Raw genomic sequence first — 24,172 nt, 5'->3', positions numbered from 1 at the left:
CCCCTTTATCAACTCTCCCGACCAACCACACCGCCCCACCCGCCCGCTCTCGGCTCCGGGCGGTGGTGGCGTCGCGGCCCGGGGCGGGTCAGCCGGGCCGGGCCGTCCGGGCTGTCGCCCGGCTCGGATCCGCGCCTCAGCCGAACTGCTGCTCGAGGTCCTTGAGCTTGCGCTCCAGGGAGTCGAGTCGCGGCAGGGCCATCGTGTCGTCCTCCGTGGTGAGGTCGACGGTGATCGGCTCAGTGCTCTTGCGGACGGGCGTGAGGGAGGGCCGCGAGCGTACGGGCAGCTGCTCCGCGGTGGATATCGCAGGCTCCGCGGAGGCCTGGGCGGGCGCGCGCTCCACGGTGGTCTCCAGTTCCCGGGCGCCGCCGCGTCCGGGGAAGCCGCGGTGACCACGGCTGAGCGCCTTGAGGTGCGCTCGCTCGACCCGCTCCTCGTTCCGGCGGCGCAGTCGGTTCTGCTCCTTCTGGCGCCGGTCCTCGCGCACCTCGTCCACGGCCTCGTCCAGGGAGCGGACGTTCTCAAGCAGCATCAGCGACCAGGCGCTGTACGTCTCACGGGGCGCGCGGAGCCAGCGCACCATACGGATCTGCGGCAGCGGACGCGGCACCAGACCCTGTTCACGCAGGGCCGCACGACGAGTCTGCTTCAGCGCCCGGTCGAACAGCACCGCGGCCGACAGGGACATGCCCGCGAAGAACTGCGGAGCACCGGCGTGGGCCATACCCCGGGGCGCGTGGACCCAGTTGAACCAGGCCGCCGCACCGGCGAAGGTCCACACGAGTATGCGGGAGCCGAGCGCCGCGTCACCGTGGCTGGCCTCGCGCACCGCGAGGACGGAGCAGAACATGGCCGCGCCGTCCAGGCCGAACGGGACGAGGTACTCCCAGCCGCCGGAGAGGCCGAGGTTCTGCTCGCCGAAGCCGACCAGGCCATGGAAGGAGAGTGCCGCCGCGACCGCGGCACAGCAGAACAGCAGAACATAGGAGGCCGTGCCGTAGATGGCCTCCTTACGCCTGCGGCGCTCCTCGGTGCGCTCCCACGAGTCGTCGCTGCTCGTGCTGTCCCCGGACCGCTTGCCGCGCGCGAGCACCGCCACCGCCGCCAGCAGGCCCAGGAGCAGAACGGCGCCCGGAAGCAGCCAGTTCAGCGATATGTCGGTAAGTCTCATCTGGGGTCCCTTGCATTGGGATAGGGCGTAACGCCCGCCATAGTGGCCCAATCACGTCGGCCCTCAGGGGGTTTCGGGGCAAGAGGCCGCCAAGGGAGTACCAAGGGATGCACAGGGCGACTTTCTGCTCGAACTGCCGCGCGAGGGACGGGAGTTGAGTACGAATAAGACTACCCATACGAATGGTTCCACGGAAAGTTCCCGAGACAAGTGAGGAAATTGTGAATCGCCTGTCATTCGCGGGAGCTGTCCGCCGGGGCCCCGACCGGTGTGATCCTGGGGCGCGCACGGACCGGCGCCCGCCCAGGGCGGCTCAACTCGCTTCGGCGGCCGTCAGCTTGGTGATCCGGTCCGCGTCGCAGGTGCGCGGGCAGGTGGCGCAGGTGTCGGCGGGGCGCAGTGTGTAGAAGAGGCAGCAGCTCACCCGGTCGCGGGTGGGCAGCGGCTCCCCGTCCGGACCGGTCAGCTCGCGGAAGGCCGGCGAGCCGACGTACGGCCGGGCCGAGCCGGGCAGCAGCAGCTCCAGCTCACGCATCGCGCGCGGCTCCTCGCCGAACAGACCGGCGACGTACCAGAGGCCCTCGACTATCTCGTCCGTCGCCATGCCCCACAGGGCCCGGCCGCGCCGCCGCATCCGCGGCCCGAATCCGCCGAGGACGGGCTCCAGGTGCTCGGCCACCGCGGCCCGCACCTCCGCCCGCAGGGCCTCCTCGTCCGGTACGACCCTGGCGCCCGGCAGACCGGCGGCCGGGTCGTCCGGCAGGCAGGCGAACCTGGTGACCCGGACCGCCATCCGGCCGAGCTCGCGCTGATATGTGACGTGCTCCACAGGCAGCCGGGGCACCCGGCGCAGCAGGAACCACGGCACGGTGATCAGCAGACAGGCCGGCCAGGCGTACCGGTGCAGTCCGAAGCCGGCCACGACATCGGGCCGGGCGCGCTGTCCGTAGTCCCGGATCACCTGGGCCTCGTCCCAGGCGAGGAACGCGTCGAGGTCGGGCCCGCCCTCGGCGAGCCGGGCGGCGGCCGCCCAGCCCGCGCCCCGCGGAGCCGCTTCTCCGGCCGCCAGCTCGCTGACGCTCAGGTCCGGGAAGACCTCGCTCAGCCGCGCGTACGCCTCCGCCACGGGTGACACGGCGGCGGGCGGGGTGCCGGGGCCGGTCGAGGCGGCCGTGGCGGTGCCGGCGGTCGGGGCGGGAGCGGGCATGCGGAACCATCGCTTCACGATCGTTTGCAGGTAAGCCTTACCTTACCCTTCGATTCGGGTGTTTGAACCAGGGCCATGTGCGCCTATCGTGCTTGACGGACGAGTAACAACCGACGCCATGACCTCAAGTACCACCGAGCCGGAGGAGCACCCCGTGGAGCAGGCCGGTCCGCGCGGCGCGCACCCCTCCACCGGGGTGTGGGGCCCAGAGATCCGTACAGCCGCCCATCGGGTTCCACCCCAGCCGGGGGCCGCGGACGCGGGCCGGGCGAGAGGCGTCCCCGCGGGCGCCGCGGGCGTCGGTGCCGGACCGGTCGCAGGGCCGGGCGGCCCCGGCATGCCCTCGGCCCGCGGTGAGCACACGCACAGTGAGGTGCCGATCCCGCGCCCTCGCGCCGAGGAGGCCCGCGCCGCCGTACGCACGGACGACGCCCGTGCCGTACGCACGGACGACGCCCGCTCCGCGGTCCGCACCGAGAACGCCCGCCCCGCACACGCCGAGAGCACTCGCCCCCCGCACACGGACGACGCCCGCCCGGCGCACAGCGACGACGCCCGCCCGGTGCGCGGCGACAACGCCCGCCCGGTGCGCGGCGACAACGCCCATCCCGTACACGCCGAGAACGTTCGCCCCGCACGAGTCGACGACGGCCGCTCCGCGGTACGTCCCGAGGCGGCCCGGCCCGTCGTACAGCGGTCCTCCGTGCGCGGGCAGATCCTCGACGCGCTGCGCACCGCGCTCGTCGCGGGTGAACTCGCGCCCGGCGAGGTGTACTCGGCCCCCGCGCTCGGTGAGCGCTTCGGGGTGTCCGCGACGCCCGTCCGGGAGGCGATGCAGCAGCTCGCCGTCGAAGGCGCTGTCGAGGTCGTCCCCAACCGGGGCTTCCGCGTCATCGAGCGCGGCACCCGGGAGCTGGCCGAACTCGCCGAGATCCGGGGCCTGATCGAGGTTCCGGTGATGCTCCGTCTCGCCCGTACCGTGCCCGCCGCCCGGTGGGCCGAGCTGCGTCCGCTCGCCGAGGCCACCGTGCGGGCCGCGTCCTCGGGCTGCCGCGCGACCTACGCGGAGTCCGACCGGTCCTTCCATCGCGCCGTCCTGGCCCTCGCGGGCAACGCGCAGCTGGTGCGCATCGCCGACGATCTGCACCGCCGCGCCCAGTGGCCCCTGGTCGGCGGCCCCGTCTCCCGGGGCCGCGCCGACCTGGTGGCCGACGCGGCCGAACACACCGCCCTGCTCGACGCGTTGATCGCCGAGGACCTGGCGGTCGTCCAGGCCCTGGTGCGCGAGCACTTCACCGGCGCGTCCTGAAACGGCCGTTCCGCCGCCTGCCCGCCGACCGCTCACTTCTCCCGCTCATCAGGTCCGGCGGAGCGACCGGAACCGGGTGTGCCAGAGCTCCGCACCGACGCCGCGCCGCTCGCGCGGGACCTGCCGACGCGGTTCCGGAACCAGTGGGCTCGGTGTGACCACGAGGGAGATCCCGCCGATGGAAATGGTTCGAGGACCGTGTCACCCGGGGGTACCGCTGACGGCGGCGGACGCGGTGCCCATCGTCTTCCTTCACGGGACGCGCTCCAGCGCGGGGCAGCGGAGCACGCAACTGGCCGCACTCCGGGACGCGTTCCCGTTGGCCGCCGCGCGATAGCCGGGGCCTGCGGATACCGGGGCTGTGCGTACGGGCGGGCGGAGTGTCCGCCCGCCCGTACGTGATCAGGCCGTCGCCGCGGGCGGAGCCAACTGATCGGCCAGCCAGGTGGGTACGCCGCCGAGCAGCCGGAACAGCCGTCCCGCCTCCGCCCGCAGCCGCGACGCCTCCGGCTCGACCTCGGCGTCGGCCAGGGACGCCAACGCCGGTGCCGTACCGACGAGATAGCCCAGCTCCTCCCGAATCCGGAGAGATTCGGCGAATCCGTGCCTGGCCTCCGCCAACTCGCCTTCGCGCAGGGCGAGTCCGGCGAGGTGCCGCCAGGTGCAGGAGAGCAGCAGCGGATCGTCCTGGGTGGTCGCCCCGGCGTGTGCCCGCCGGTACGCGGCGCGGGCGGACTGCGGTGAGTGGGCGAGATTCTCGGCGAGCAGACCCCGGCGGAAGTCCAGCAGGGCCCGCCCGGGGGCGCCCGGTGCGAGCAGGGCCGCAGCCCTGCCGAGCGCCGCACGTGCCTCGTCGGCCCGGTCGCGCACGTTCAGCAGTGTTGCGGCGTAGGCGAGTTGACCCCGCTCACAGGCCGCCGCGCCCCGCTCGTCATCGCTCTGCGCGAGGGCCTCCGCGGTGCGCAGCGCGTCCTCCGCCTCGGCCCAGCCCTGCTCGGTGTAGAGGCAGCGCTCGACGAGCAGGGACGCTCTCTGCAGCGCGGGCGCCGCCGTGCGCGGCTGGAGCAGCGCCGCCGCGTCGGCCCAGCAGGCGCGCGAGCGCAGCCGCCATACCGCGGTCTGGAGTGGATCGTCCCCTGCAGTCGTTCCGGTACCAGACATGGCGGTATGCGCCACGTTGCCCTCCCCGAGCACACCATTGAGCTGTTGAGTGGTCGCATCTCAGCACGGATCACCGGGCCCGGCCAAGGGGGTGGGTGAAGGATTTCACAAAGTCATCGGTTGCGCGCGGCTCCCGTGGGGCCGCTGGGGTCAGCTCATCCGCAGTGCCAGGAAGAAGTCCAACTTGTCCTCCAGGCGTGAAAGATCACGACTCGTCAACTGCTCGATGCGGCCGACGCGGTAGCGCAGCGTGTTGACATGGAGGTGCAGACGGGCCGCGCAGCGCGTCCAGGAGCCGTCGCAGTCCAGGAAGGCCTCCAGGGTCGGAATGAGCTCCGCTCGGTGGCGGCGGTCGTACTCGCGCAGCGGGTCGAGGAGACGGGCGGTGAAGGCGCGGCGCACGTCGTCCGGGACGAAGGGCAGCAGCAGGACGTGCGAGGCCAGCTCCTGGTGTCCGGCCGCGCAGACCCGCCCGGGGCGCGCCGCGGCGACCCGGCGGGCGTGCCGGGCCTCCTCCAGGGCGCCGCGCAGCCCCTCGGCCGAGTGCACGGCGGCGCTGACGCCGAGCGTGAGCCGACCGTCGTCGTTCAGGCCGGCCGACAGCGGGTCCCGTACGGCCGCCAGAAGCGAGTCGGCGAGCAGGCCCGGCTCGGCGGCGTCGTCCTCGGCCGGGACCGCCGGAAGGGGGACGAGCGCGACCGCCTCGTCACCCGTGTGCGCGACGGCGATCCGGTCGGAGTGCTCCGGCCCGGGCGACAGCGGGTCCACGAGGATCTCCTCGAGCAGCGCCTGGGCGACCGGGCCGCCCTCGATCTCGCCGCCGTCCCACTCGACGCGCGCCACCACGACCTGCCAGTGCGGTGCCGCGCCCAGGCCGGGCAGCAGCACCGGCGCCGCGACCCGCAGCCGCGCGGCTATCTCGGCGGGCGCCGCGCCCGCCTGGACCAGCTCCAGCACCTCCTGCGCGAGCCGCCGCCGCACGGTGCGCGCCGCGTCCCGCCGGTCCCGTTCCACCGCGATCAGCTGGGTGACGCCCTGGAGCAGGTCGAGCCGCTCCTCGGGCCAGTCCCCGGCGTCCGCCTCCACGGCGAGCAGCCAGTCGGAGAGCACCGTCTCGCGCACGTCCCGGGAGGCGCCCGCGGCGCGCCCGGACGAGCGGATCGGGAAGAGCGAGTACGTCGCCGGGCCCACCGCCACCCGGTGCGGTCCCCGGCGCCCGGTGCGTACCGCCGCCAGATGCTCGGCGGCCAGCTTCGCGCAGGCGTCGGCGGGCAGGGCGGCGCCCGCGACCTTGGAGCCCGCGATGGTCCGTCCGGCGGGGGAGAGGACCCAGGCGCGCAGGTCGAGGTCGGTGCCGAGCAGATCGAGGACCACCTCGGGGCCGCCGCCCGCCGGGCCCGACGTCATCATCCGCCGGTGCCGGTCGACCACGGCGGCCAGATCCCCGGCGCGCTCGCCCGACACCTGGCGTACGACGTGCTCGGTGATCGTGGCGAAGGCCACCGACTCGTTCACGGCGAACAGGGGCAGCCGGTGCCGGGCGCAGGCCAGGATCAGGTCGTCCGGGATGTCGCCGAGCTCCGCCTCACCGGCGGCCAGGGCCGCGACCCCGGTGCCGGCGAGGATGCGGACGAAGGGCTCCGAGTCGTCGGCGTCGTGCCGCCAGGCGAGGCCGGTGAGCACCAGCTCGCCGCCCGAGAGGTAGCGGCTGGGGTCCTTGAGGTCGGTGGTCATCACACCGCGGACGGTGCGGTCGAGCTCGTCCTCGCCGCCGAGCAGCCGCAGGCCCAGCGCGTCGGTGTCCAGCAGTGCGCGCAGCCGCATTCTCGTCGCCGCCGTTCTTTGTCTCGAAATCTACGATGGATCGGTAGTGGGGCCCCGCGAGCGGGTCCCCGGGCTCCGAGGAGCCGGTCCGTGGGTTCCGAGAATCGGTGGTCCCGGCCCCTTGGGCCTGTGTCCTGGGGTTCGGGAGCCGTGCTCGCTGTTCCAGCGGGCTGTGCTCACTGTTTCCAGGGCAAAACGAAGAGGTTGCTGATGACCTCAGTTCATACGAATCTACAAGATGCGCGCGCTGGCCAGCCAACTCCTTCATGGTTTCGGTGACTGACCCCGGTGCGGGACACCGTTGTGTACTGACCCCACTCCGCGTAAACACCTCATGAACGAGCCGGGCCGCCCGCACACGATCTGGCTTGATCAGAACGAACCACGATACGAATGAAGAGAGCCACTCATGGACTTCCTTCGCCCCGCCAGCTGGGAGGAGGCGCTCGCCGCCAAGGCTGAGCACCCCACCGCTGTGCCGATTGCGGGTGGCACCGATGTGATGGTCGAGATCAACTTCGACCACCGCCGGCCCGAGTACCTTCTCGATCTGAACCGCATCGGCGAGCTGAGCGAGTGGGAGGTCGGCGAGGAGAGCGTGCGGCTGGGCGCCTCCGTCCCGTACACCCGGATCATGGAGAACCTGCGCGGTGAGCTCCCCGGGCTGGCCCTCGCCTCCCACACGGTGGCCTCCCCGCAGATCCGCAACCGCGGCGGCGTCGGCGGCAACCTCGGCACCGCCTCCCCGGCCGGCGACGCCCACCCCGCCCTCCTCGCGGCCGGCGCCGAGGTCGAGGCCGTGTCCGTCCGCGGCACCCGGCTGATCCCGATCGACGCCTTCTACACCGGCGTGAAGCGCAACGCGCTCGCCGCCGACGAGCTGATCAGGGCCGTCCACATCAAGAAGGCGGACGGACCGCAGCAGTACTCGAAGGTCGGCACCCGCAACGCGATGGTCATCGCGGTGTGCGCCTTCGGTCTGGCCCTGCACCCCGAGACCCGTACGGTCCGCACCGGCATCGGCTCGGCCGCGCCGACCCCGGTCCGCGCCAAGGCCGCCGAGGAGTTCCTGAACGCGGCACTCGCCGAGGGCGGCTTCTGGGACAACGGAAAGATCATCACCCCGTCGGTCGCCAAGCAGTTCGCGGACCTGTGCTCCGGCGCCTGCAACCCGATCGACGACGTCCGGGGCACGGCGAGCTACCGCCGCCACGCGGTCGGCATCATGGCCCGCCGCACGCTGACCTGGACCTGGGAGTCCTACCGCGGCACCGCCGCCCGCACGGAGGGAGTCGCGTAATGCGCGTCAATTTCACGGTCAACGGCCGCGAGCAGGAGGCCGACGACGTCTGGGAGGGCGAGAGCCTCCTGTACGTCCTGCGCGAGCGTCTCGGCCTGCCCGGTTCCAAGAACGCCTGCGAACAGGGCGAGTGCGGCTCCTGCACCGTCCGCCTGGACGGCGTCCCCGTGTGTTCGTGCCTGGTCGCCGCCGGGCAGGTCGAGGGCCGCGAGGTCGTCACCGTCGAGGGGCTCGCCGACTTCGCCAAGCGGCGCGCGGAGCACGGAGGTTGCTCCACCGGAGCCTGCGGAACCCCGGAGAGGCAGGGGACTTCGCTCGACGAGGCCAAGCACTGGGCGGCCAAGGGCCACGACTCACAGACCGGCGAGGGCACCGAACTCTCGCCCGTCCAGCAGGCGTTCATCGACGCGGGCGCCGTCCAGTGCGGTTTCTGCACCCCAGGTCTGCTGGTCGCGGCGGACGAGATGCTGGAGCGCACCCCGAACCCGACCGACGCGGACATCCGCGAGGCGCTCTCGGGCAACCTGTGCCGCTGCACCGGCTACGAGAAGATCATGGACGCGGTCCGTCTGGCGGCCGCCCGGCAGTCTGAGGCGGTCTGACCATGGGTACGACTGGTACGCCCACGAACATCACCCAGGGCTCCAAGACCAAGGGCGGCATCGGGGAGTCCACGCTCCGCCCGGACGGCACCCTCAAGGTCACCGGCGAGTTCGCCTACTCGTCCGACATGTGGCACGAGGACATGCTGTGGGGCCAGATCCTGCGCTCCACGGTCGCCCACGCCGAGATCGTGTCCATCGACACCTCCGAGGCCCTGGCGCAGCCCGGCGTCTACGCCGTCATGACGTACGACGACCTGCCCACCGACGTGAAGAACTACGGCCTGGAGATCCAGGACACCCCGGTCCTCGCGCACGGCAAGGTGCGCCACCACGGCGAGCCCGTCGCCATCGTCGCCGCCGACCACCCGGAGACCGCGCGCCGCGCCGCCGCCAAGATCAAGGTGGAGTACAGAGAGCTGCCGGTCATCACGGACGAGGCGTCCGCGACCGCGCCCGACGCGATCCTCGTGCACGAGAACCGCGACGACCACCACATCGGCCACGTCGCGCACCCGAACATCGTGCACCGCCAGCCGATCGTCCGCGGCAACGTCGAAGAGGCCGCGAAGAAGGCCGACTTCGTCGTGAGGGGCGAGTACACCTTCGGCATGCAGGACCAGGCCTTCCTCGGCCCCGAGTCCGGCCTCGCCGTGCCCTCCGAGGACGGCGGCGTCGAGCTCTACATCGCCACCCAGTGGCTGCACTCCGACCTGCGTCAGATCGCCCCGGTGCTCGGCCTGCCCGAGGACAAGGTCCGGATGACGCTCTCCGGCGTCGGCGGTGCCTTCGGCGGCCGCGAGGACCTGTCGATGCAGATCCACGCCTGCCTGCTGGCCCTGCGCACCGGCAAACCCGTCAAGATCGTCTACAACCGCTTCGAGTCCTTCTTCGGACACGTCCACCGCCACCCCGCCAAGCTCTCCTACGAGCACGGGGCGACCAAGGACGGCAAGTTGACCCACATGAAGGCGCGGATCGTGCTTGACGGCGGCGCCTACGCGTCGGCCTCCCCGGCGGTCGTCGGCAACGCCTCCTCGCTGAGCGTCGGCCCGTACGTGGTCGAGGACGTCGACATCGAGGCGATCGCGCTCTACACCAACAACCCGCCCTGCGGCGCCATGCGCGGCTTCGGCGCGGTCCAGGCCTGCTTCGCGTACGAGGCCCAGATGGACAAGCTCGCCGACCAAGTGGGCATGGACCGGGTCGCGTTCCGTCAGCTCAACGCGATGGAGCAGGGCTCGCTGCTGCCCACCGGGCAGCGCGTCGACTCACCGGCCCCGGTCGCCGAACTCCTGCGCCGGGTCAAGGCGATGCCGCTGCCGCCCGAGCAGCAGTGGCTCGCCGCGGGCGAGGAGGCCGACGTACGGCAGCTGCCCGGCGGTCTCTCCAACACCACGCACGGCGAAGGCGTCGTCCGGGGGATCGGCTACGCCGTCGGCATCAAGAACGTCGGTTTCTCCGAGGGCTTCGACGACTACTCGACCGCGAAGGTCCGCATGGAGGTCGTCGGCGGCGAGCCCGTGGCCACCGTGCACACCGCGATGGCGGAGGTCGGCCAGGGCGGTGTCACCGTCCACGCGCAGATCGCCCGCACTGAACTGGGCGTCGCACAGGTGACCATCCAGCCGGCCGACACCCAGGTGGGCAGCGCCGGTTCGACGTCCGCCTCGCGTCAGACGTACGTCACCGGCGGGGCCGTCAAGAACTCCTGCGAGCTGGTCCGCGAGGAGGTCCTGGAACTCGGCCGGCGCAAGTTCGGCACGTACCACCCCGCGTGGGCCACCGCCGAACTCCTCCTGGAGGGCGGCAAGGTCGTCACCGACGGCGGCGAGGTCCTCGCCGATCTCGCCGACGTGCTCGGGGAAGAGGCCGTCGAGGTCGAGGCCGAGTGGCGGCACCGTCCGACCGAGGCCTTCGACCTGCGCACCGGCCAGGGCAAGGGCCACGTCCAGTACTCCTTCGCCGCGCACCGCGCCGTCGTCGAGGTGGACACCGAGCTCGGCCTGGTCAAGGTCATCGAACTGGCCTGCGCCCAGGACGTCGGCAAGGCGCTCAACCCGCTGTCCGTCATCGGCCAGATCCAGGGTGGTACCACCCAGGGCCTGGGCATCGCGGTCATGGAGGAGATCATCGTCGACCCGAAGACCGCGAAGGTGCGCAACCCCTCCTTCACGGACTACCTGATCCCCACCATCCTCGACACACCGACCATCCCCGTCGATGTGCTCGAACTCGCGGACGACCACGCCCCGTACGGGCTCCGTGGCATCGGCGAGGCCCCGACCCTGTCGTCCACCCCGGCCGTCCTCGCGGCGATCCGGAACGCGACGGGTCTGGAGCTCGACCGGACGCCGGTACGCCCCGAACACCTCACGGGAACCGCGTAGGCGCCGGACACATCTCTCCGGGCGGCACCGGGAACGTCACACTTCGCCGCGCCGCCCGGAGTACCCGGCCACCGCACCGCTCGCGGAGCCGGGGAACCCAGCAGGGAGCAGCAAGCAAAAGGCACGTACCGCACCAGAGTTCTTCTCGTTCGTCTCGGGCCGTCCCCCGGGTCGTGCGGCCGAAGCACCTTCCCAAATCCCGCAACCGCGTTCGCGGTTCACCAGCCGTCAGGACGGCTGTCGCGGGTGCCCCTTTGAACCTTGGGAGCAGGCCCACATGACCCAGCAGTCACTGGAGCCGAAGACCGCCGCGCAGGACGCGGGCGCGGGCAGCCGCGTTCCGGCCGGACGGTCTTGGCTCGACCGGTACTTTCACATATCCCAGCGGGGAAGCTCGATCGCGCGTGAGGTGCGCGGCGGCGTCACCACCTTCATGGCGATGGCGTACATCCTGCTGCTCAACCCCCTCATCCTGTCCGGCAAGGACGCGGCGGGGGACATGCTCGGCCAGAAGGCCCTGATCACCGCGACCGCGTTCGCGGCGGCCTTCACCACGCTTCTCATGGGCTTCGTCGGCAGGGTTCCGCTCGCCCTCGCCGCCGGACTCTCCGTGTCCGGTGTGCTCTCCTCGCAGGTCGCCCCGCAGATGACCTGGCCGCAGGCCATGGGCATGTGCGTGATGTACGGCGCGGTCATCATGCTCCTGGTCGTCACCGGGCTGCGCGAGATGATCATGAACGCGATCCCGCTGGCGCTCAAGCACGCCATCACCATGGGCATCGGCCTGTTCATCGCGCTGATCGGCCTGGTCAAGGGCGGCTTCGTGCACCAGGGCAAGGCCACCCCGGTCACCCTCGGCCCAGCCGGTGAACTCGCCGGCTGGCCGGTCCTGCTCTTCGCCGCCACCCTGCTGCTGATCTTCATGCTCCAGGCGCGCGGCGTCCCCGGCGCGATCCTCATCGGCATCGTCTCCGGCACGGTCGTCTCCGTCGTCCTCAACGCCGCCGGGGCCATCGATCCCAGGCAATGGGCCGGCGGCGCTCCCGAACTGCACGGCAGCGCCGTCTCGATGCCGGACTTCTCGCTCTTCGGCAAGGTCGAGTTCGGCGGCTGGGGCGAGGTGGGCGCGATGACGGTCGGCATGATCGTCTTCACGCTCGTGCTCGCCGGATTCTTCGACGCGATGGCCACCATCATCGGCGTCGGCACCGAGGCGAAGCTGGCCGACGCCCAGGGCCGCATGCCGGGCCTGTCCAAGGCGCTGTTCATCGACGGCGCGGGCGGAGCGGTCGGCGGTGTCGCCGGCGCCTCCGGTCAGACGGTCTTCGTCGAGTCCGCGACCGGCGTCGGCGAGGGTGCCCGCACCGGTCTCTCCTCCGTCGTCACCGGCATCTTCTTCGCGGCCTGCCTCTTCTTCACCCCGCTCACGGCCATCGTCCCCGGCGAGGTCGCGGCGGCGGCCCTCGTGGTCATCGGCGCCATGATGATGATGAACGCCCGCCACGTCGACTGGGCCGACCGCGCCACCGCCATCCCGGTCTTCCTCACCGTCGTGATCATGCCCTTCACCTACTCGATCACCGCGGGCGTGGCGGCCGGCGTGATCAGCTATGTCGCCATCAGGATCGCCCAGGGCAAGGCACGGGAGATCGGGGCCTTCATGTGGGGCCTGACGGCGATCTTCTTCGTCTACTTCGCGCTCAACCCGATCGAGAGCTGGATGGGCGTCCACTGACGCCCGCCTTCCTTCCACGCAACCGCAGTCAAGGAGACCGAGAGATGCTGGACATCGCCGAAGAGCTCCACCGGTGGGTCGAGCAGGGCCGCGACTTCGCCGTCGCCACCGTGGTGGCGGTCGGCGGCAGCGCGCCCCGCCGGCCCGGCGCCGCACTCGCCGTCGACTCCGACGGCACGGCGATCGGCTCGGTCTCCGGCGGTTGCGTGGAAGGAGCGGTCTACGAACTGTGCGTGCAGGCGCTGGAGGACGGCGAGACCGTCCTCGAACGCTTCGGATACAGCGACGACGACGCCTTCGCGGTCGGCCTGACCTGCGGCGGCGTCATCGACATCCTGATCACCCCGGTCCGTGCGCGGGACACCGCCCGGCGGACCGTGCTCGCGACCGCCCTGGCCGCCTCCGCGGGCGGGGAGGCGGCGGCGCTCGCCCGCGTCGTGAGCGGTCCCGCCGAACTGATGGGCCGCGCCCTCGTCGTGCGTGCGGACGGCTCGTACGAGGGCGGCTTCGGCGCCCACCCCGAACTCGACCGTACGGTGGCGGGCGAGGCGGCGGCCCAACTGGACGCCGGCCGCACCGGCACGCTGGAGATCGGAGAGCAGGGCTCTCGTTGCGGAGCGCCGCTCACGGTCCTGGTGGAGTCGTCGGTCCCGCCCCCGCGCATGATCGTCTTCGGCGCCATCGACTTCGCCTCGGCACTGGTCCGCATGGGCAAGTTCCTCGGCTACCGGGTGACGGTGTGCGACGCCCGCCCGGTCTTCGCGACGGCGGCCCGCTTCCCCGACGCGGACGAGATCGTCGTGGACTGGCCCCACCGCTACCTGGAGCGCACGGAGGTCGACTCCCGCACGGTCCTGTGCGTCCTCACCCACGACGCCAAGTTCGACGTCCCGCTGCTCCGGCTCGCGCTGCGGCTCCCGGTGGCCTACGTCGGCGCCATGGGCTCACGGCGCACCCACCTGGACCGCAATGAGCGGTTGCGCGAAGTCGGCGTGACCGAGCTGGAGCTGACCCGCCTCAGGTCACCGATCGGCCTCGACCTGGGAGCACGCACGCCCGAGGAGACGGCCCTGTCGATCGCCTCGGAGATCGTGGCCGACCGGCGTGGGGGAAGCGGGGTTTCCCTCACGGGCGCGCACACGCCGATCCACCACGACGCCTCCTCGGTTCCGGCGCGACGGATCGACTCGGTGGCCTGAGCGCCCGAGTCCGCCGAGGACAGCCCACCACGGACCGTGGTGGGCTTTCTCCGCATGTCTTCTGCGTCCTGTATTGACGCCGGCACGCCCCTCGGCGAATCTCCTGTGGGAGCGCTCCCGCAAGTCCCTCGTGACCGTGGCGAACCAGGAGTGAACCCGTATGAGACGACGTACCTCGACGTGGCTGGCCGCTCTCTCCGTCGGGCTGGCCGCCCTCTTCGCCGCACCCGCGGCGCACGCCGCCGGGTCCACGGACCACGGACCGTCGCTGTACGTCCCGGAGCCCAACCCGGCGGCGTACCGGCAGGCGCTCGATCTCGCCCGGGCCGGCCAATACCGCGACGCGGCCGGTCTGCTGACGATGGTCAACACCCCGCAGGCCGTGTGGTTCGGCGACCAGACGCCGGCCCAGGTGGAGCGGCTGGTGCGTGGGGTGGTGCGCGACGCCGGCCACGACGACGCGATCGCGGTGCTGGCGCTCTACAACATCCCCGGCCGGGACTGCTCCAACTATTCGGCGGGCGGGGCCGCCGACACCGCGGAGTACAAGGCGTGGATCGACGCGGTCGTGCGGGGGATCGGGCGCGGCGGCACGATCGTCACCCTCGAACCCGACGCCCTCGCCCTGCTGCCCTCCGACTGCGGCCAGGACGACGCGCAGGGAACGAAGACCGCCGCGCGCTACACCGAGGTCAACTACGCGGTCGACAAGCTGGAGCCGCTGTCCGGAACGCGGGTCTACCTGGACACCGGGCATCCGGGCTGGCACACCGTCAGCTCCATCGTGCCGCGCCTGATCAAGGGCGGGGTGGCACGGGCCTCCGGCTTCTACACCAACGCCTCGAACTACAACACCGATGACGCCAACTCCTGGTACGGCAAGCTGATCTCGTCCTGCCTGGCCTATGCCGACGGCGGCGGTGACGTCGCCGAGTGCCCGAACCAATGGTGGCCGCGGGCGGACGCGCAGGCCTGGCTGGACGCGCGGGTGCACACTCCGCCGTCCCGCATGAAGCACTTCGTCACGGACTCCAGCCGCAACGGTCAGGGCCCCTGGACCCCGCCCGCGGGCACGTACGGCGACCCGCAGGACTGGTGCAACCCGCCGAACCGCGGTCTCGGCGCCCGCCCCACCCTGCGCACCGGCGACCCGCTCCAGGACGCCCGGCTGTGGATCAAGACACCCGGCGAGTCGGACGGGCTCTGCCTGCGCGGAACGCCGGGCCCCGAGGACCCGGAGCGCGGCTCGGTCGACCCCGACGCGGGGGACTGGTTCCCGGACCAGGCCCTGGAACTGGTCCGGCTCGCCAATCCGCCCATTCTGCGGGGGGATTGACGGATGCGGGAGGGGGTGTGAGCGCCCGCGCCCGAGGGTCCGTCCTCTGATACGGGGGATGTGAGGGGCCGCGCCCCGGCAGCAGGGGTGGGAGCTCCGCGCCCCGGCTGCGCGCCCGGTGCCCTCACCCCCGCCCGGTGTCCTCACCCCGCCCGAGCAGCCCGTCCACGGCCCGCCCGAACATCCACCGCGCCGACCACCCCAGCGGCCGGTCGGCGAACCCTGGCAGGCCGCGCACGCTCAGGTCCTCCCGCCAGATGACCCGTGAACCCCCGCAGCCCGCCGGGTGCACCTCGAACTCGGCCCAGCCCGTGACGAACGTGCCGCGCTTGACCAGCCGGCACGTTCCCGGGCTCCCGTCGCGCGGCGGCCGCCATGCGACGACCTCCATCGGGTCGTCGAACGCGAGGGCCCCGAGCCCCGACCGCGCCACGAAGACCGTGCCCTCCCGCGTCGGTGGCGGCGTGCGCACGGTGACCCGGGTCAGCGGGACGACGTCCGCGTGCCGGGGCCAGTCGGTCAGGCGCCGCCAGCTCTCGGCGACGGAGTGCCGGGACGCGCGTTCCAGGACGAAGAGGACCACGGCAGGATCGTAGGCGCTCGAAGTCCGCCGAACGGAAGATGAACTCTTCCGCAACCGGATGAAATCGGGCGCGCCCGCCCTACCCTCGTCCTCAGGGGCGAGCAACGTCGCCGACCGGCTCGACCACCGGGGCCCGGTACCGAAGGGGCAACTCGCGCCAGGTTGCGCCCCGTTGGTGCCACCGACCGGAGGTGTCCAGCCGGGCGACCGACGGGGCGGGGTTCCGCGCCGCTCCGGCCGCCCGGCATCCCCGCCCCGGTGCTCCTACTCCGTGTAGAACGTCGCGTCCGCCTTGGCCGCCGTCGTGTCGGCGGGTTGCACGTAGAGCAGGTAGTCGTAGTGACGGACGTACCGGCCCGGGTAGTTGTACGACTCGAACGAGACGCCGGAGGTGGTGTCGGCGAGGCCGGCCCGCCGGTAGAAGGTGGCGTCGCTCCTGAAGGCGGTGGTGCCGTCGTCCTTCTCCACCCACACCTCGAAGTTCTTGTGGCGGAGGTAGTGGCCGGGGTAGTTCGCCGACTCGAGCGAGACGGTGCCGGTGCCCGCGAGTCCGGTCACGACCCGGAACTGCGAGTCGGCGAGAGTGGCGACGTTCGCCTCGATCTTCGCGCGGAACTCCCAGTGACGGATGTACCGGTCGGGGAAGTTGTACGAGGAGAGGCGGACCGGGGAGACACCGTCGGCGACCGGGATGCCGAAGGATGGGGTGCCGTCGGCGTTCCAGTAGATCTTCTGCAGGCGGGTGCGGCGGTTGGGGTCGTTGAGCGGATCGCCGCTGATGTCCTTGTAGTTGCGGTCGTGGTAGACGAGGACGTCCGACCTGCCGTCCTCGGAGACGGTGAACGAGTTGTGGCCGGGCCCGTACTGCGAGGTCGCGGCACTGCTCCGGAACACCGGCTGCGAACCCTTCGTCCAGGAACCGGCGTTGAGCAGATCGGCGGAGGCGGACGCGGTCAGCATGCCCAGGCAGTAGTTGGCGTCGGTGGCGCCGGCCGAGTACGTCAGGAACACCTTGCCGCCGTGCTGGATGACGGCGGGCCCCTCGTTGACCTTGTATCCGACGGTCTCCCAGGACGACGTGGGCTGCGAGATCTCCACCGGAGTGCCGCTGATGGTCCAGGGGTTGGCCAGCCTGGCGATGAACAGGCTGGTGTTGTTGTCCTCGGCCGGATTGCGCTGAGCCCAGGCGAGATAGCGGACTCCGCCCACGACGAAGGTGGTCGCGTCCAGGGAGAAGGAGGAGACCGGGGTGGCGATCTGCCCCTTCTCCGTCCAGCCGCCGGTCAGCGGGTTCGCGGCGGAGCTCTCCAGGACGTACATGCGGATCGCCCATACGTCGCTGGTCGAACCGGCCGCGAAGTAGACGTACCACTTGCCGTTGATGAAATGGATCTCCGGCGCCCAGATGTGCGCGCCCATCACACCGCTCGCGTGCTTGGTCCAGATGGTGGTCTCCGGAGCGGTGGCCAGCCCTTGGAGCGTGCTGGCCCGGCGCAGCACGATCTTGTCGTACGTCGGGACCGTCGCGGTGAAGTAGTAGTAACCGTCGGCGTGTTTGAAGATGTGCGGGTCGGCGCGCTGTTCGGCGACCGGGTTGGTGAAGGTCACCGCGGGGGAGGGCGGGGCGGCCGCGTGGGCGGGCGTTCCGGTGGCCGGCAGGGCCAGTGTGGCGAGGACCGCCGTCAGCAGGCGGGCGATGAGACGTCGCATGGTCGTGGGTCTCCCGGTGTCAGACGGTCGGCTTGAGCTGCCACTGCTGGCAGGAGTTGTTCAGCCAGGTCCACTGGCGTACGTCGATGCCGTCGCCGGTACCGCAGTTGGCCACGTCGGCGACCTTGCCGCTGTTCGCGTTGACGATCCGCACGAAGTCCCCGCCTGTGTGGACGAGCCTGAATCGCTGGCAGTTGTTGTTGAGCCAGCTCCACTGGCGCAGGTCGGCGCCGTCGGCGGCGGAGCAGTCGGCGGTGTCCAGGACCTTTCCGGTGGCGGTGTTCACCAGACGGCTCGTGTCGTCGCCCTGGTCCTCCACGCGCCACTTCTGGTTGGCGCCGCCGCCGCAGGTCCACTGGAAGACGTTGGTGCCGTCCGCGGAACCCGAGCCCTCCACATCCAGGCACTTGCCGCTGTTGCGGTTCACCACGGTGTACGCCGTCGGGGTCGTGGCCGTCTCCCCGGAGGGGCCCGCGAACGTGGTGCCGGTCGCGACCGGTGTGCCGAACTCGGGCGTGCCGTCGGCGTTCCAGGTGAACTTCTGCGCCCGGGTCGTCCGGCCGTTGCCGCAGCCGCCGCTCGCGGAGCTGTTGGCGTGGTAGACGATCCAGTTCTCGGAGCCGTCGGGCGAGGTGAAGAACCCGTTGTGGCCGGGGCCGTAGACCCCGGCGGCGTCGTTGCGCTGGAAGACCGGGGTCTGCTTCTTGGTCCAGGAGGCGGGGTCGAGGGGATCGGTGCCGGTCAGTTCGAGCCGGCCCAGCTTGTAGTCGGCGGTCTGGCAGTAGCTGGCGGAGTACGTGAGGAAGGTCCGGCCGCCGTGGTAGAGGGGCTCGGGTCCCTCGTTGACGGGGGCGCCGGAGGTCTCCCAGCTCAGCGTGGGGCTGGAGATGACGGTGAAGGCGGAACTGCTCAGCGTGTACGGATTGCTCATCGGCGCGATGACCAGGCTCTGCTTGCTGCCGCCGACCGAGCCGCTGCCCACCAGGTACTGCTTGCCGCCGTACCGGAGAACGGTGGCGTCGATCAGCCAGCCGCCGGGGTCGAGGTTGGAGCCGGTCAGAGTGTTCTTGTAGGTGTACGGGCCCATCGGGTCGGAGCCCGCGCTCTCCAGGACGTGGGTGCGCTGGGTGTCGCAGCAGGCGGCCCCGCTCTGCGCTCCCGAGTAGTACAGGTACCACTTGCCGTCGAGGAAGTGGATCTCCGGCGCCCAGAAGTTGGCGTTGCGGCCGGAGGTGGTGTCCGACCAGATCTGCACACTGGGGGCGATGGCGAGCCCGGCCAGCGTCGGCGACTTGCGCATCGTCAGCTCATGGGTGAACGACGTCGTCACCAGGTAGTAGCTGCCGCTGTGGTACTCGAGCCAGGGATCCGCGCCCTTCTGGGACTTGACCGGATTGGTGTACGGCCGACCGTCGGCCGCGGTGGCGGGCTGGGTGAGCGATGAGGCGAGCAGCCCCGACAGCGCTGCTCCCAGGGCGAACCAGTGGCGGGTGCGGAACACGGCGAGTCCCCTTTGACGGCCCAGAGTTCGAAATCTCGTACGCTGTGCGGAGGTTCGACCAGAAGATAGGTTTCCGGCAGGGACACGTCAACGCTTCCGGCGTGTTTCGGTGCGGGCTCTCTTGCCGGGCCGTATGCCGAACCGCCCGCGACGGCCGGTTCGCGACGGCGCGCCGCACCCTGTGCTCAACTCGCCGCAGGCCGTGCTCAACCCGCCGCGGGCGTCACCGCCCGCCACGCGTTCCTCGCCGCGGGCGCCTGCGCCCGCCACGCTCAACTCGCGACGGGAAGCCCCGCCGTACGGAAGACGCGGTGCTCGGCGTCGACCGCGAACACTTCGCAGCCCTCGCGCGAGGCGGCCCACTCGACGCCCTCCGCGCCCAGCGCGAAGGCAGCCGTGGCCGTCGCGTCCGCCTCGGTCAGCGACGGCGCCACGACCGTGACACTGAGCAGACCGGTCGCCGGCCGGCCGGTGCGTCCGTCGAGGATGTGGTCGCCCCGCTCGTACCGCGCGGACGTCGCCACCGCCCCGTCGGTGATCTCCAGCACCGTGCACACCATGTCGGCCAGTTCCGGGTGACGTACACCCACCCGCCAAGGGCCGCCGGCGGTCACCACGTCACCACCCGCGTTGAGACAGAACCCGCGCACCCCGGCCGCGGTCAGCAGCTCCGCGGCCCGCTGCACCGACCAGCCCTTCACGACCGCGCAGGGGTCGAGGCCGCGACCGGGCAGCCGTACGTCGAAGGCGCCGCCGCTCGCGACGCGGAACTCCTGGCACACGCCGAGGACTTCGGCCAGATCCGGACTGATCCGGGAGCGCTCCAGCTCGCCCCGGCCCAGCCGGGACACCTCGCTGTCGGGCCTGAACGGGCTGAACCGCGCGTCGACTTCGCGCAGCCAGGCGAACACCGGGTCCGCGCTCTCCTCGACGGCGTCCTCGTCGCCGATCAGCAGCGAGACCGGGAAGCCCATGACATGTTCGACGCGGCGCACTCACGAACCCTTCGCGTCGAGGGCGGCCTGGAGCGACGTCACGTATCCCTCACTGGTGATCGTGGCGCCCGACACCGTGTCGATGTCGGCGCTCTGCGCCTGGAGCGTCTCCTGGATCAGCTTCGGCACGGCCGCGGTGGTCTGCGGGTGGTCCGGCTGCCGGAGCATCCGCACCGAACCGATCGTGTCGCCCTCGAAGGTCACCTCGACCTGAACCACACCCTTCGAGGTGTCGACCGTGCTGCCCCGGACGACCCGTGAGACCGCGCCCGACGAGGACGACGAGGACGACGAAGGGGAAGAAGAGGTGGGCGACGATGAGGAGTTCGGGGCGGGCCCGGCGGCCTCGGTGGTGGTGGAAGGGGTGTCCTGCGACGGTGCGTAGCGCCACAGCGGGATCAGACCCGCGATCGACAGGGCCACGACAGGCAGTGCTCGTTTCACGGTGTCCCTCTCATCCCGCCAGGCTGAAACGCTCGAAATGGATCTGCGCCTTGGGTACACCCAGGTCGCGCAGGGTGCGCAGCACCGCGCCGGTCATGCCGGGCGGCCCGCACACGAAGACGTCCCGGTCGGCGACGTCCGGCACCAGCCGGGCGAGTTCGCGCGGCGCCAGCCTGTCCGGCGTCGCCGGGCCGGTCACCACGTGCAGCTCGGCGCCCTTGGCGTCGGCGAGTTCGCGCAGCTCGTCGAGGAGCACGGCGTCCCGGTCGGCTGCCACACGGTAGATGAGCACCACATGGTCGTGCAGGTCCTCCAGAAGCGCCCGGATCGGGGTGACGCCGACGCCGCCCGCGATGAGCAGCGTCTCCGGACGGGTGCGGTGCAGGGCGGTGAAGGCGCCGTAGGGTCCCTCGGCGAAGACCCGCGTGCCCACCTTCAGATGCCGCAGGGCGGCCGTGCCGTCGCCCGCCGTCTTCGCGGTCAGACGCAGCCGCGTGCCGTCCGGCGCGGCCGACAGGGAGAACGGATTGGCCTGCCACCAGCGGTCCCTGGTGAGGAACCGCCACAGGAAGAACTGGCCCGCCCGGGCGGGCAGCCGGTCGAGGTCGCGTCCGGTGATGTAGATCGACACGACGGTGTCGGACTCGGGTACGACGGCCGAGATCCGCAGCCGGTGGCGCAGGTTCCGCCACACCGGCAGCACCACCCGGCCGACAAGGACCGCGCCGAGCGCCCCGCCCCACAGGGTCCACCAGTACGCCGTGGCCACCGCCGACGCGGTGAAGGTCGTGCCGGCCGCGACCTGGTGCGTGAACGCCAGCACCACCGCCACATAGGTGTAGAGGTGGATGAAGTGCCAGGTCTCGTACGCCAGGCGGCGCCGGGCCCAGCGGGCCGACACCGCGCCCACCGCCATGATCAGCACCAGGGCGACGAGTGCGCGCAGCACGCCCGCGACCGTGGTGGCCAGCTCCACCAGCTCGTCCACCGGGCCCGCCGAGGTCCCCTCGGCGTAGCCGAGGACGATGAACACCACGTGCGACAGCAGCGTCCACAGCAGGCCGAAGCCGACCCAGCGGTGCCAGGACGTCAGCCGGTCCATGCCGATCCGGTGGTCGAGCCAGGGGAGCCGGGCGACGAGCACCAGCTGGAAGGCCATCAGCAGCGCGCCGTACAGGCCGGTGAACCGGCCCAGCACGATCAGCGTGTTCGAGGCGAACCCGGCCCGGACGAAGAACACCGCCACCACGACGGCGTTCGCCGCCAGCAGGGCGTACAGGCCGGTACGGGCCACCACCTTCGGGCGTATCGCCGTGGGGGGCGGCTGGACACGTTCGGCAGTGGTCACGGAGGGCAGCTCCTCGTTCGGTCGTGGGGATACCGAGCCTGCCCGGTGGGAGCTGTCGTTTTCCTGTCGGACGACTTTCAAGTACCTATCGATGTGGATCACGGACCGCCGCGGCTATGGCGCCGCACGCCGGGTGAAGCACTATGGGCGGGTGGAAAAAGTGCGCCTCCTGGTCGTGGACGACGACCCTCCGATAGCCGATCTTGTCGCGACGGTCGCCCGCTACGAGGGCTGGGAGGCCGTCACGGCCAACTCGGGCGAGGAGGCACTGCACCGGGCCGCCGCGTTCCACCCCGACATCGTGGTGCTCGACCTGATGCTCCCCGGCCTGGACGGATTCGCCGTCCTCGACCGGCTGCGGCAGTCCGGCACGATGGTGCCCGTCGTCTTCCTCACCGCCCGCGACGGAGTCGCCGACCGGGTCGCCGGCCTCACCCGGGGCGGCGACGACTACCTGGTCAAACCGTTCGCCGTGGAGGAGCTCATGGCCCGGCTGCGCACCGTGCTGCGCCGCAGCGCGGGACCCGGCTTCCAGCGCTCCGTGCTCACGGTCGCCGACCTGACCATGGACGAGGACACCCGCGAGGTACGGCGTGCCGGCCGGCTGCTCACACTCACCCCCACCGAGTACGAGGTGCTGCGCTACCTGATGCGCAAGTCGCCCACCGTCCTCACCAAGGCCCAGATCCTCGACCACGTCTGGGAGTACGGCTTCGGCGGCCGTTCGAACGTCGTCGAACTCGTCGTCAGCCGGCTGCGCCGCAAGCTCGACGGCACCGACGACGGCGGGACACCGCTCATCCACACCGTGCGCGGCGTCGGCTACGTGGTCCGGCAGGTCGCCGCGTGAGGAGCCGGGGGGCACGGGCGCCGGCCGGCCGTCCGCGCAGCTTCCGGGAGACCTTTCGCCGGACCCGCCTGGGCACCCGGCTCGCCCTCGGGATGGGCGCGCTGTCGCTCGTCGTGTTCGCCGTCGTGGGCACGGCGCTGACGACGTACATGAGGGACTATCTCGACCGCCAGCTCGGCCAGCAGATGAAGCTCGTCCAGATCGCCCAGTCCAAGGACGCGGCGTCCCACGGCACCGTGCGGCAGCAGCCGTACTACGGCTGGTTCACCGCCGTCTACGACGTCAGGGGCGGCCGTGCCGTGCTCCGCGAACCCGCCGACGTGCCGGCGGACACCGTCGCCCTCACGGCCGCCGCCGAGGCACTGCCGCCCGAGGGCTCCGCGCACAGCCTGCGTGACGCGCGGATCGACGGAGAGGGCGCGTACAAGCTGCGCGCCTGCGAGGTCGAACCCGGAGTGGTCCTGGTCACGGCCGCGCCCACGGCCGACCTCCAGGGCACCGTGCGGCAGCTCATCACCGTCCAGGTCGTGGCGTTCGCCCTCGCCCTGCTCGCGCTCGTCGTGGCCGGCCGGGCGGTGCTGCGGCGCGGCCTCAGGCCCATCAGCGACATGGCGCACACCGCCCGGGGCATCACCTCGCACAACCTGACCGGTTCCGCCCGGCTCCCGGTGCGCGCCGGCGGTGGGAAGGGCGGCCCGGAGGTCGAGGAGCTGCGCACCGCCTTCAACACGATGCTGGAACACATCGACGACTCCCTCGCCGTGCGCACGGCGGCCGAGCAGCGGCTGCGCCGGTTTGTCGCCGACGCCTCGCACGAACTGCGCACCCCGCTGATGTCCGTACGCGGCTACGCGGACCTCTTCCAGTACGCCGCCGCCAACGAGCCCGCCGAACGCGAGAAACACCTGGCCCGGCTGCGCGCCGAGGCGGCCCGGATGGGTGTTCTCCTCGACGACCTGCTGCTGCTCGCCCGCCTCGACGCCGCCGAGGTCGAGACCCCGCTCCGCCTGGAGGACGCCGACCTCGCCGCGCTGACCCGCGACGCCGTGGACGCCTTCCGCGCGGGCCACCCCGGCCACACCCTGTCGGCGACGGTCGGCCCCGGACCCGTACGGCTGCGCCTGGACCCGCTGCGCATCCGTCAGGTCCTGGACAACCTGCTCACGAACGCCGCGGTGCACACCCCGCCCGGTACCGCGGTGGGCGTGGAACTGTCCGTCTCCACCGACGCGGCGGTCGTCCGCGTCCTCGACTCCGGCGGTGGTATCCCGGACGCCGAGCAGGAACGCGTCTTCGACCGCTTCTACCGCGTCGACAAGGCGCGCAGCCGCGACCGGGGCGGCAGCGGGCTGGGGCTCGCGGTCGCCCGCTCCCTGGTCCTCGCCCACGGCGGCACCGTCGACCTGTCCAGCGGTCCCGGCCGCACGGTCTTCGCCATCAGCCTTCCGCGCGGTCTCCCCGCGCCGGGCGCGGTGCCCTCCCGCCCACGGGGGACGGCGTGATG

The 24,172-nt window shown here is 71.8% G+C and carries 19 protein-coding genes; 9 read left to right on the top strand and 10 right to left on the bottom strand.

All coding sequences use genetic code 11. The features are described 5' to 3' along the window. Window positions 1-136: 136 nt before the first annotated feature. Complete coding sequence (locus ACWD68_RS36220; RefSeq protein WP_451810710.1) at window positions 137-1,174, bottom strand: DUF2637 domain-containing protein; 1,038 nt, start codon at window positions 1,172-1,174, stop codon at window positions 137-139. 313 nt (window positions 1,175-1,487) lie between these two features. Further along, entirely contained in the window at window positions 1,488-2,381 is an 894-nt protein-coding gene (locus ACWD68_RS36215) for a (2Fe-2S)-binding protein (RefSeq protein ID WP_451810709.1), read from the bottom strand. 562 nt (window positions 2,382-2,943) lie between these two features. Between ACWD68_RS36215 and ACWD68_RS36210 the strand changes: the two genes are divergently transcribed. Continuing rightward, window positions 2,944-3,690, top strand: coding sequence for a GntR family transcriptional regulator (locus tag ACWD68_RS36210; RefSeq protein ID WP_451810713.1), 747 nt, complete (start codon window positions 2,944-2,946; stop codon window positions 3,688-3,690). 402 nt (window positions 3,691-4,092) lie between these two features. Here ACWD68_RS36210 and ACWD68_RS36205 read toward each other — a convergent pair whose 3' ends face one another. Together ACWD68_RS36205 and ACWD68_RS36200 are read right to left on the bottom strand one after the other, a co-directional pair. Beyond that, window positions 4,093-4,866 carry a hypothetical protein gene (locus ACWD68_RS36205; protein WP_451810708.1) on the bottom strand — a complete coding sequence of 258 codons (774 nt, stop codon included), beginning with the start codon at window positions 4,864-4,866 and terminating at the stop codon, window positions 4,093-4,095. Window positions 4,867-5,001: 135 nt separating this feature from the next. Further along, entirely contained in the window at window positions 5,002-6,675 is a 1,674-nt protein-coding gene (locus ACWD68_RS36200) for a PucR family transcriptional regulator (RefSeq protein ID WP_451810707.1), read from the bottom strand. Window positions 6,676-7,084: 409 nt separating this feature from the next. On the opposite strand from ACWD68_RS36200, the gene ACWD68_RS36195 reads away from it, so the two are divergent. From ACWD68_RS36195 to ACWD68_RS36170, 6 genes are all read left to right on the top strand, one after another. Next, window positions 7,085-7,975: an FAD binding domain-containing protein gene (locus ACWD68_RS36195; protein ID WP_451810706.1), complete on the top strand. Its 891-nt coding sequence runs from the start codon at window positions 7,085-7,087 to the stop codon at window positions 7,973-7,975. Then, the gene (locus tag ACWD68_RS36190; RefSeq protein WP_451810705.1) at window positions 7,975-8,577 is read left to right on the top strand and encodes a (2Fe-2S)-binding protein; all 603 of its coding nucleotides are present in this window, start codon (window positions 7,975-7,977) and stop codon (window positions 8,575-8,577) included. Before ACWD68_RS36195 ends, ACWD68_RS36190 begins: the two co-directional genes overlap by 1 nt. Before the next feature lie 2 nt (window positions 8,578-8,579). Then, entirely contained in the window at window positions 8,580-10,967 is a 2,388-nt protein-coding gene (locus ACWD68_RS36185) for a xanthine dehydrogenase family protein molybdopterin-binding subunit (RefSeq protein ID WP_451810704.1), read from the top strand. Window positions 10,968-11,244: 277 nt separating this feature from the next. Beyond that, window positions 11,245-12,702, top strand: a complete 1,458-nt coding sequence (locus ACWD68_RS36180) for an NCS2 family permease (RefSeq protein ID WP_451810703.1) — start codon at window positions 11,245-11,247, stop codon at window positions 12,700-12,702. Between the two features lie 44 nt (window positions 12,703-12,746). Then, entirely contained in the window at window positions 12,747-13,901 is a 1,155-nt protein-coding gene (locus ACWD68_RS36175; protein ID WP_451810702.1) for an XdhC family protein, read from the top strand. 160 nt (window positions 13,902-14,061) lie between these two features. After that, the gene (locus ACWD68_RS36170) at window positions 14,062-15,237 is read left to right on the top strand and encodes a glycoside hydrolase family 6 protein (RefSeq protein WP_451810701.1); all 1,176 of its coding nucleotides are present in this window, start codon (window positions 14,062-14,064) and stop codon (window positions 15,235-15,237) included. A 124-nt stretch (window positions 15,238-15,361) separates the two neighbouring features. Here ACWD68_RS36170 and ACWD68_RS36165 read toward each other — a convergent pair whose 3' ends face one another. From ACWD68_RS36165 to ACWD68_RS36140, 6 genes are all read right to left on the bottom strand, one after another. Continuing rightward, window positions 15,362-15,820 carry an SRPBCC family protein gene (locus tag ACWD68_RS36165; RefSeq protein ID WP_451810700.1) on the bottom strand — a complete coding sequence of 153 codons (459 nt, stop codon included), beginning with the start codon at window positions 15,818-15,820 and terminating at the stop codon, window positions 15,362-15,364. A gap of 264 nt (window positions 15,821-16,084) precedes the next feature. After that, the gene (locus ACWD68_RS36160) at window positions 16,085-17,530 is read right to left on the bottom strand and encodes a family 43 glycosylhydrolase (RefSeq protein ID WP_451810699.1); all 1,446 of its coding nucleotides are present in this window, start codon (window positions 17,528-17,530) and stop codon (window positions 16,085-16,087) included. Between the two features lie 19 nt (window positions 17,531-17,549). After that, window positions 17,550-19,031 carry a family 43 glycosylhydrolase gene (locus tag ACWD68_RS36155; protein ID WP_451810698.1) on the bottom strand — a complete coding sequence of 494 codons (1,482 nt, stop codon included), beginning with the start codon at window positions 19,029-19,031 and terminating at the stop codon, window positions 17,550-17,552. Between the two features lie 272 nt (window positions 19,032-19,303). Next, window positions 19,304-20,026 (bottom strand): FAD:protein FMN transferase, encoded by a 723-nt coding sequence (locus ACWD68_RS36150; protein WP_451810697.1) that lies wholly within the window; start codon window positions 20,024-20,026, stop codon window positions 19,304-19,306. After that, window positions 20,027-20,470: an FMN-binding protein gene (locus ACWD68_RS36145; RefSeq protein WP_451810696.1), complete on the bottom strand. Its 444-nt coding sequence runs from the start codon at window positions 20,468-20,470 to the stop codon at window positions 20,027-20,029. A gap of 10 nt (window positions 20,471-20,480) precedes the next feature. Further along, a complete protein-coding gene (locus tag ACWD68_RS36140; RefSeq protein WP_451810695.1) occupies window positions 20,481-21,818 on the bottom strand; it encodes a ferredoxin reductase family protein in 1,338 nt (445 codons plus the stop codon). A 151-nt stretch (window positions 21,819-21,969) separates the two neighbouring features. On the opposite strand from ACWD68_RS36140, the gene ACWD68_RS36135 reads away from it, so the two are divergent. Then, entirely contained in the window at window positions 21,970-22,668 is a 699-nt protein-coding gene (locus ACWD68_RS36135) for a response regulator transcription factor (protein WP_451810694.1), read from the top strand. Continuing rightward, window positions 22,665-24,170, top strand: coding sequence for an ATP-binding protein (locus ACWD68_RS36130; RefSeq protein WP_451810693.1), 1,506 nt, complete (start codon window positions 22,665-22,667; stop codon window positions 24,168-24,170). The genes ACWD68_RS36135 and ACWD68_RS36130 overlap by 4 nt, the downstream gene beginning before the upstream one ends. Window positions 24,171-24,172 lie beyond the last annotated feature (2 nt).

The organism is Streptomyces sp. NPDC005141, from assembly GCF_053599975.1.
This window is presented reverse-complemented; position numbering and strand designations above follow the sequence as displayed.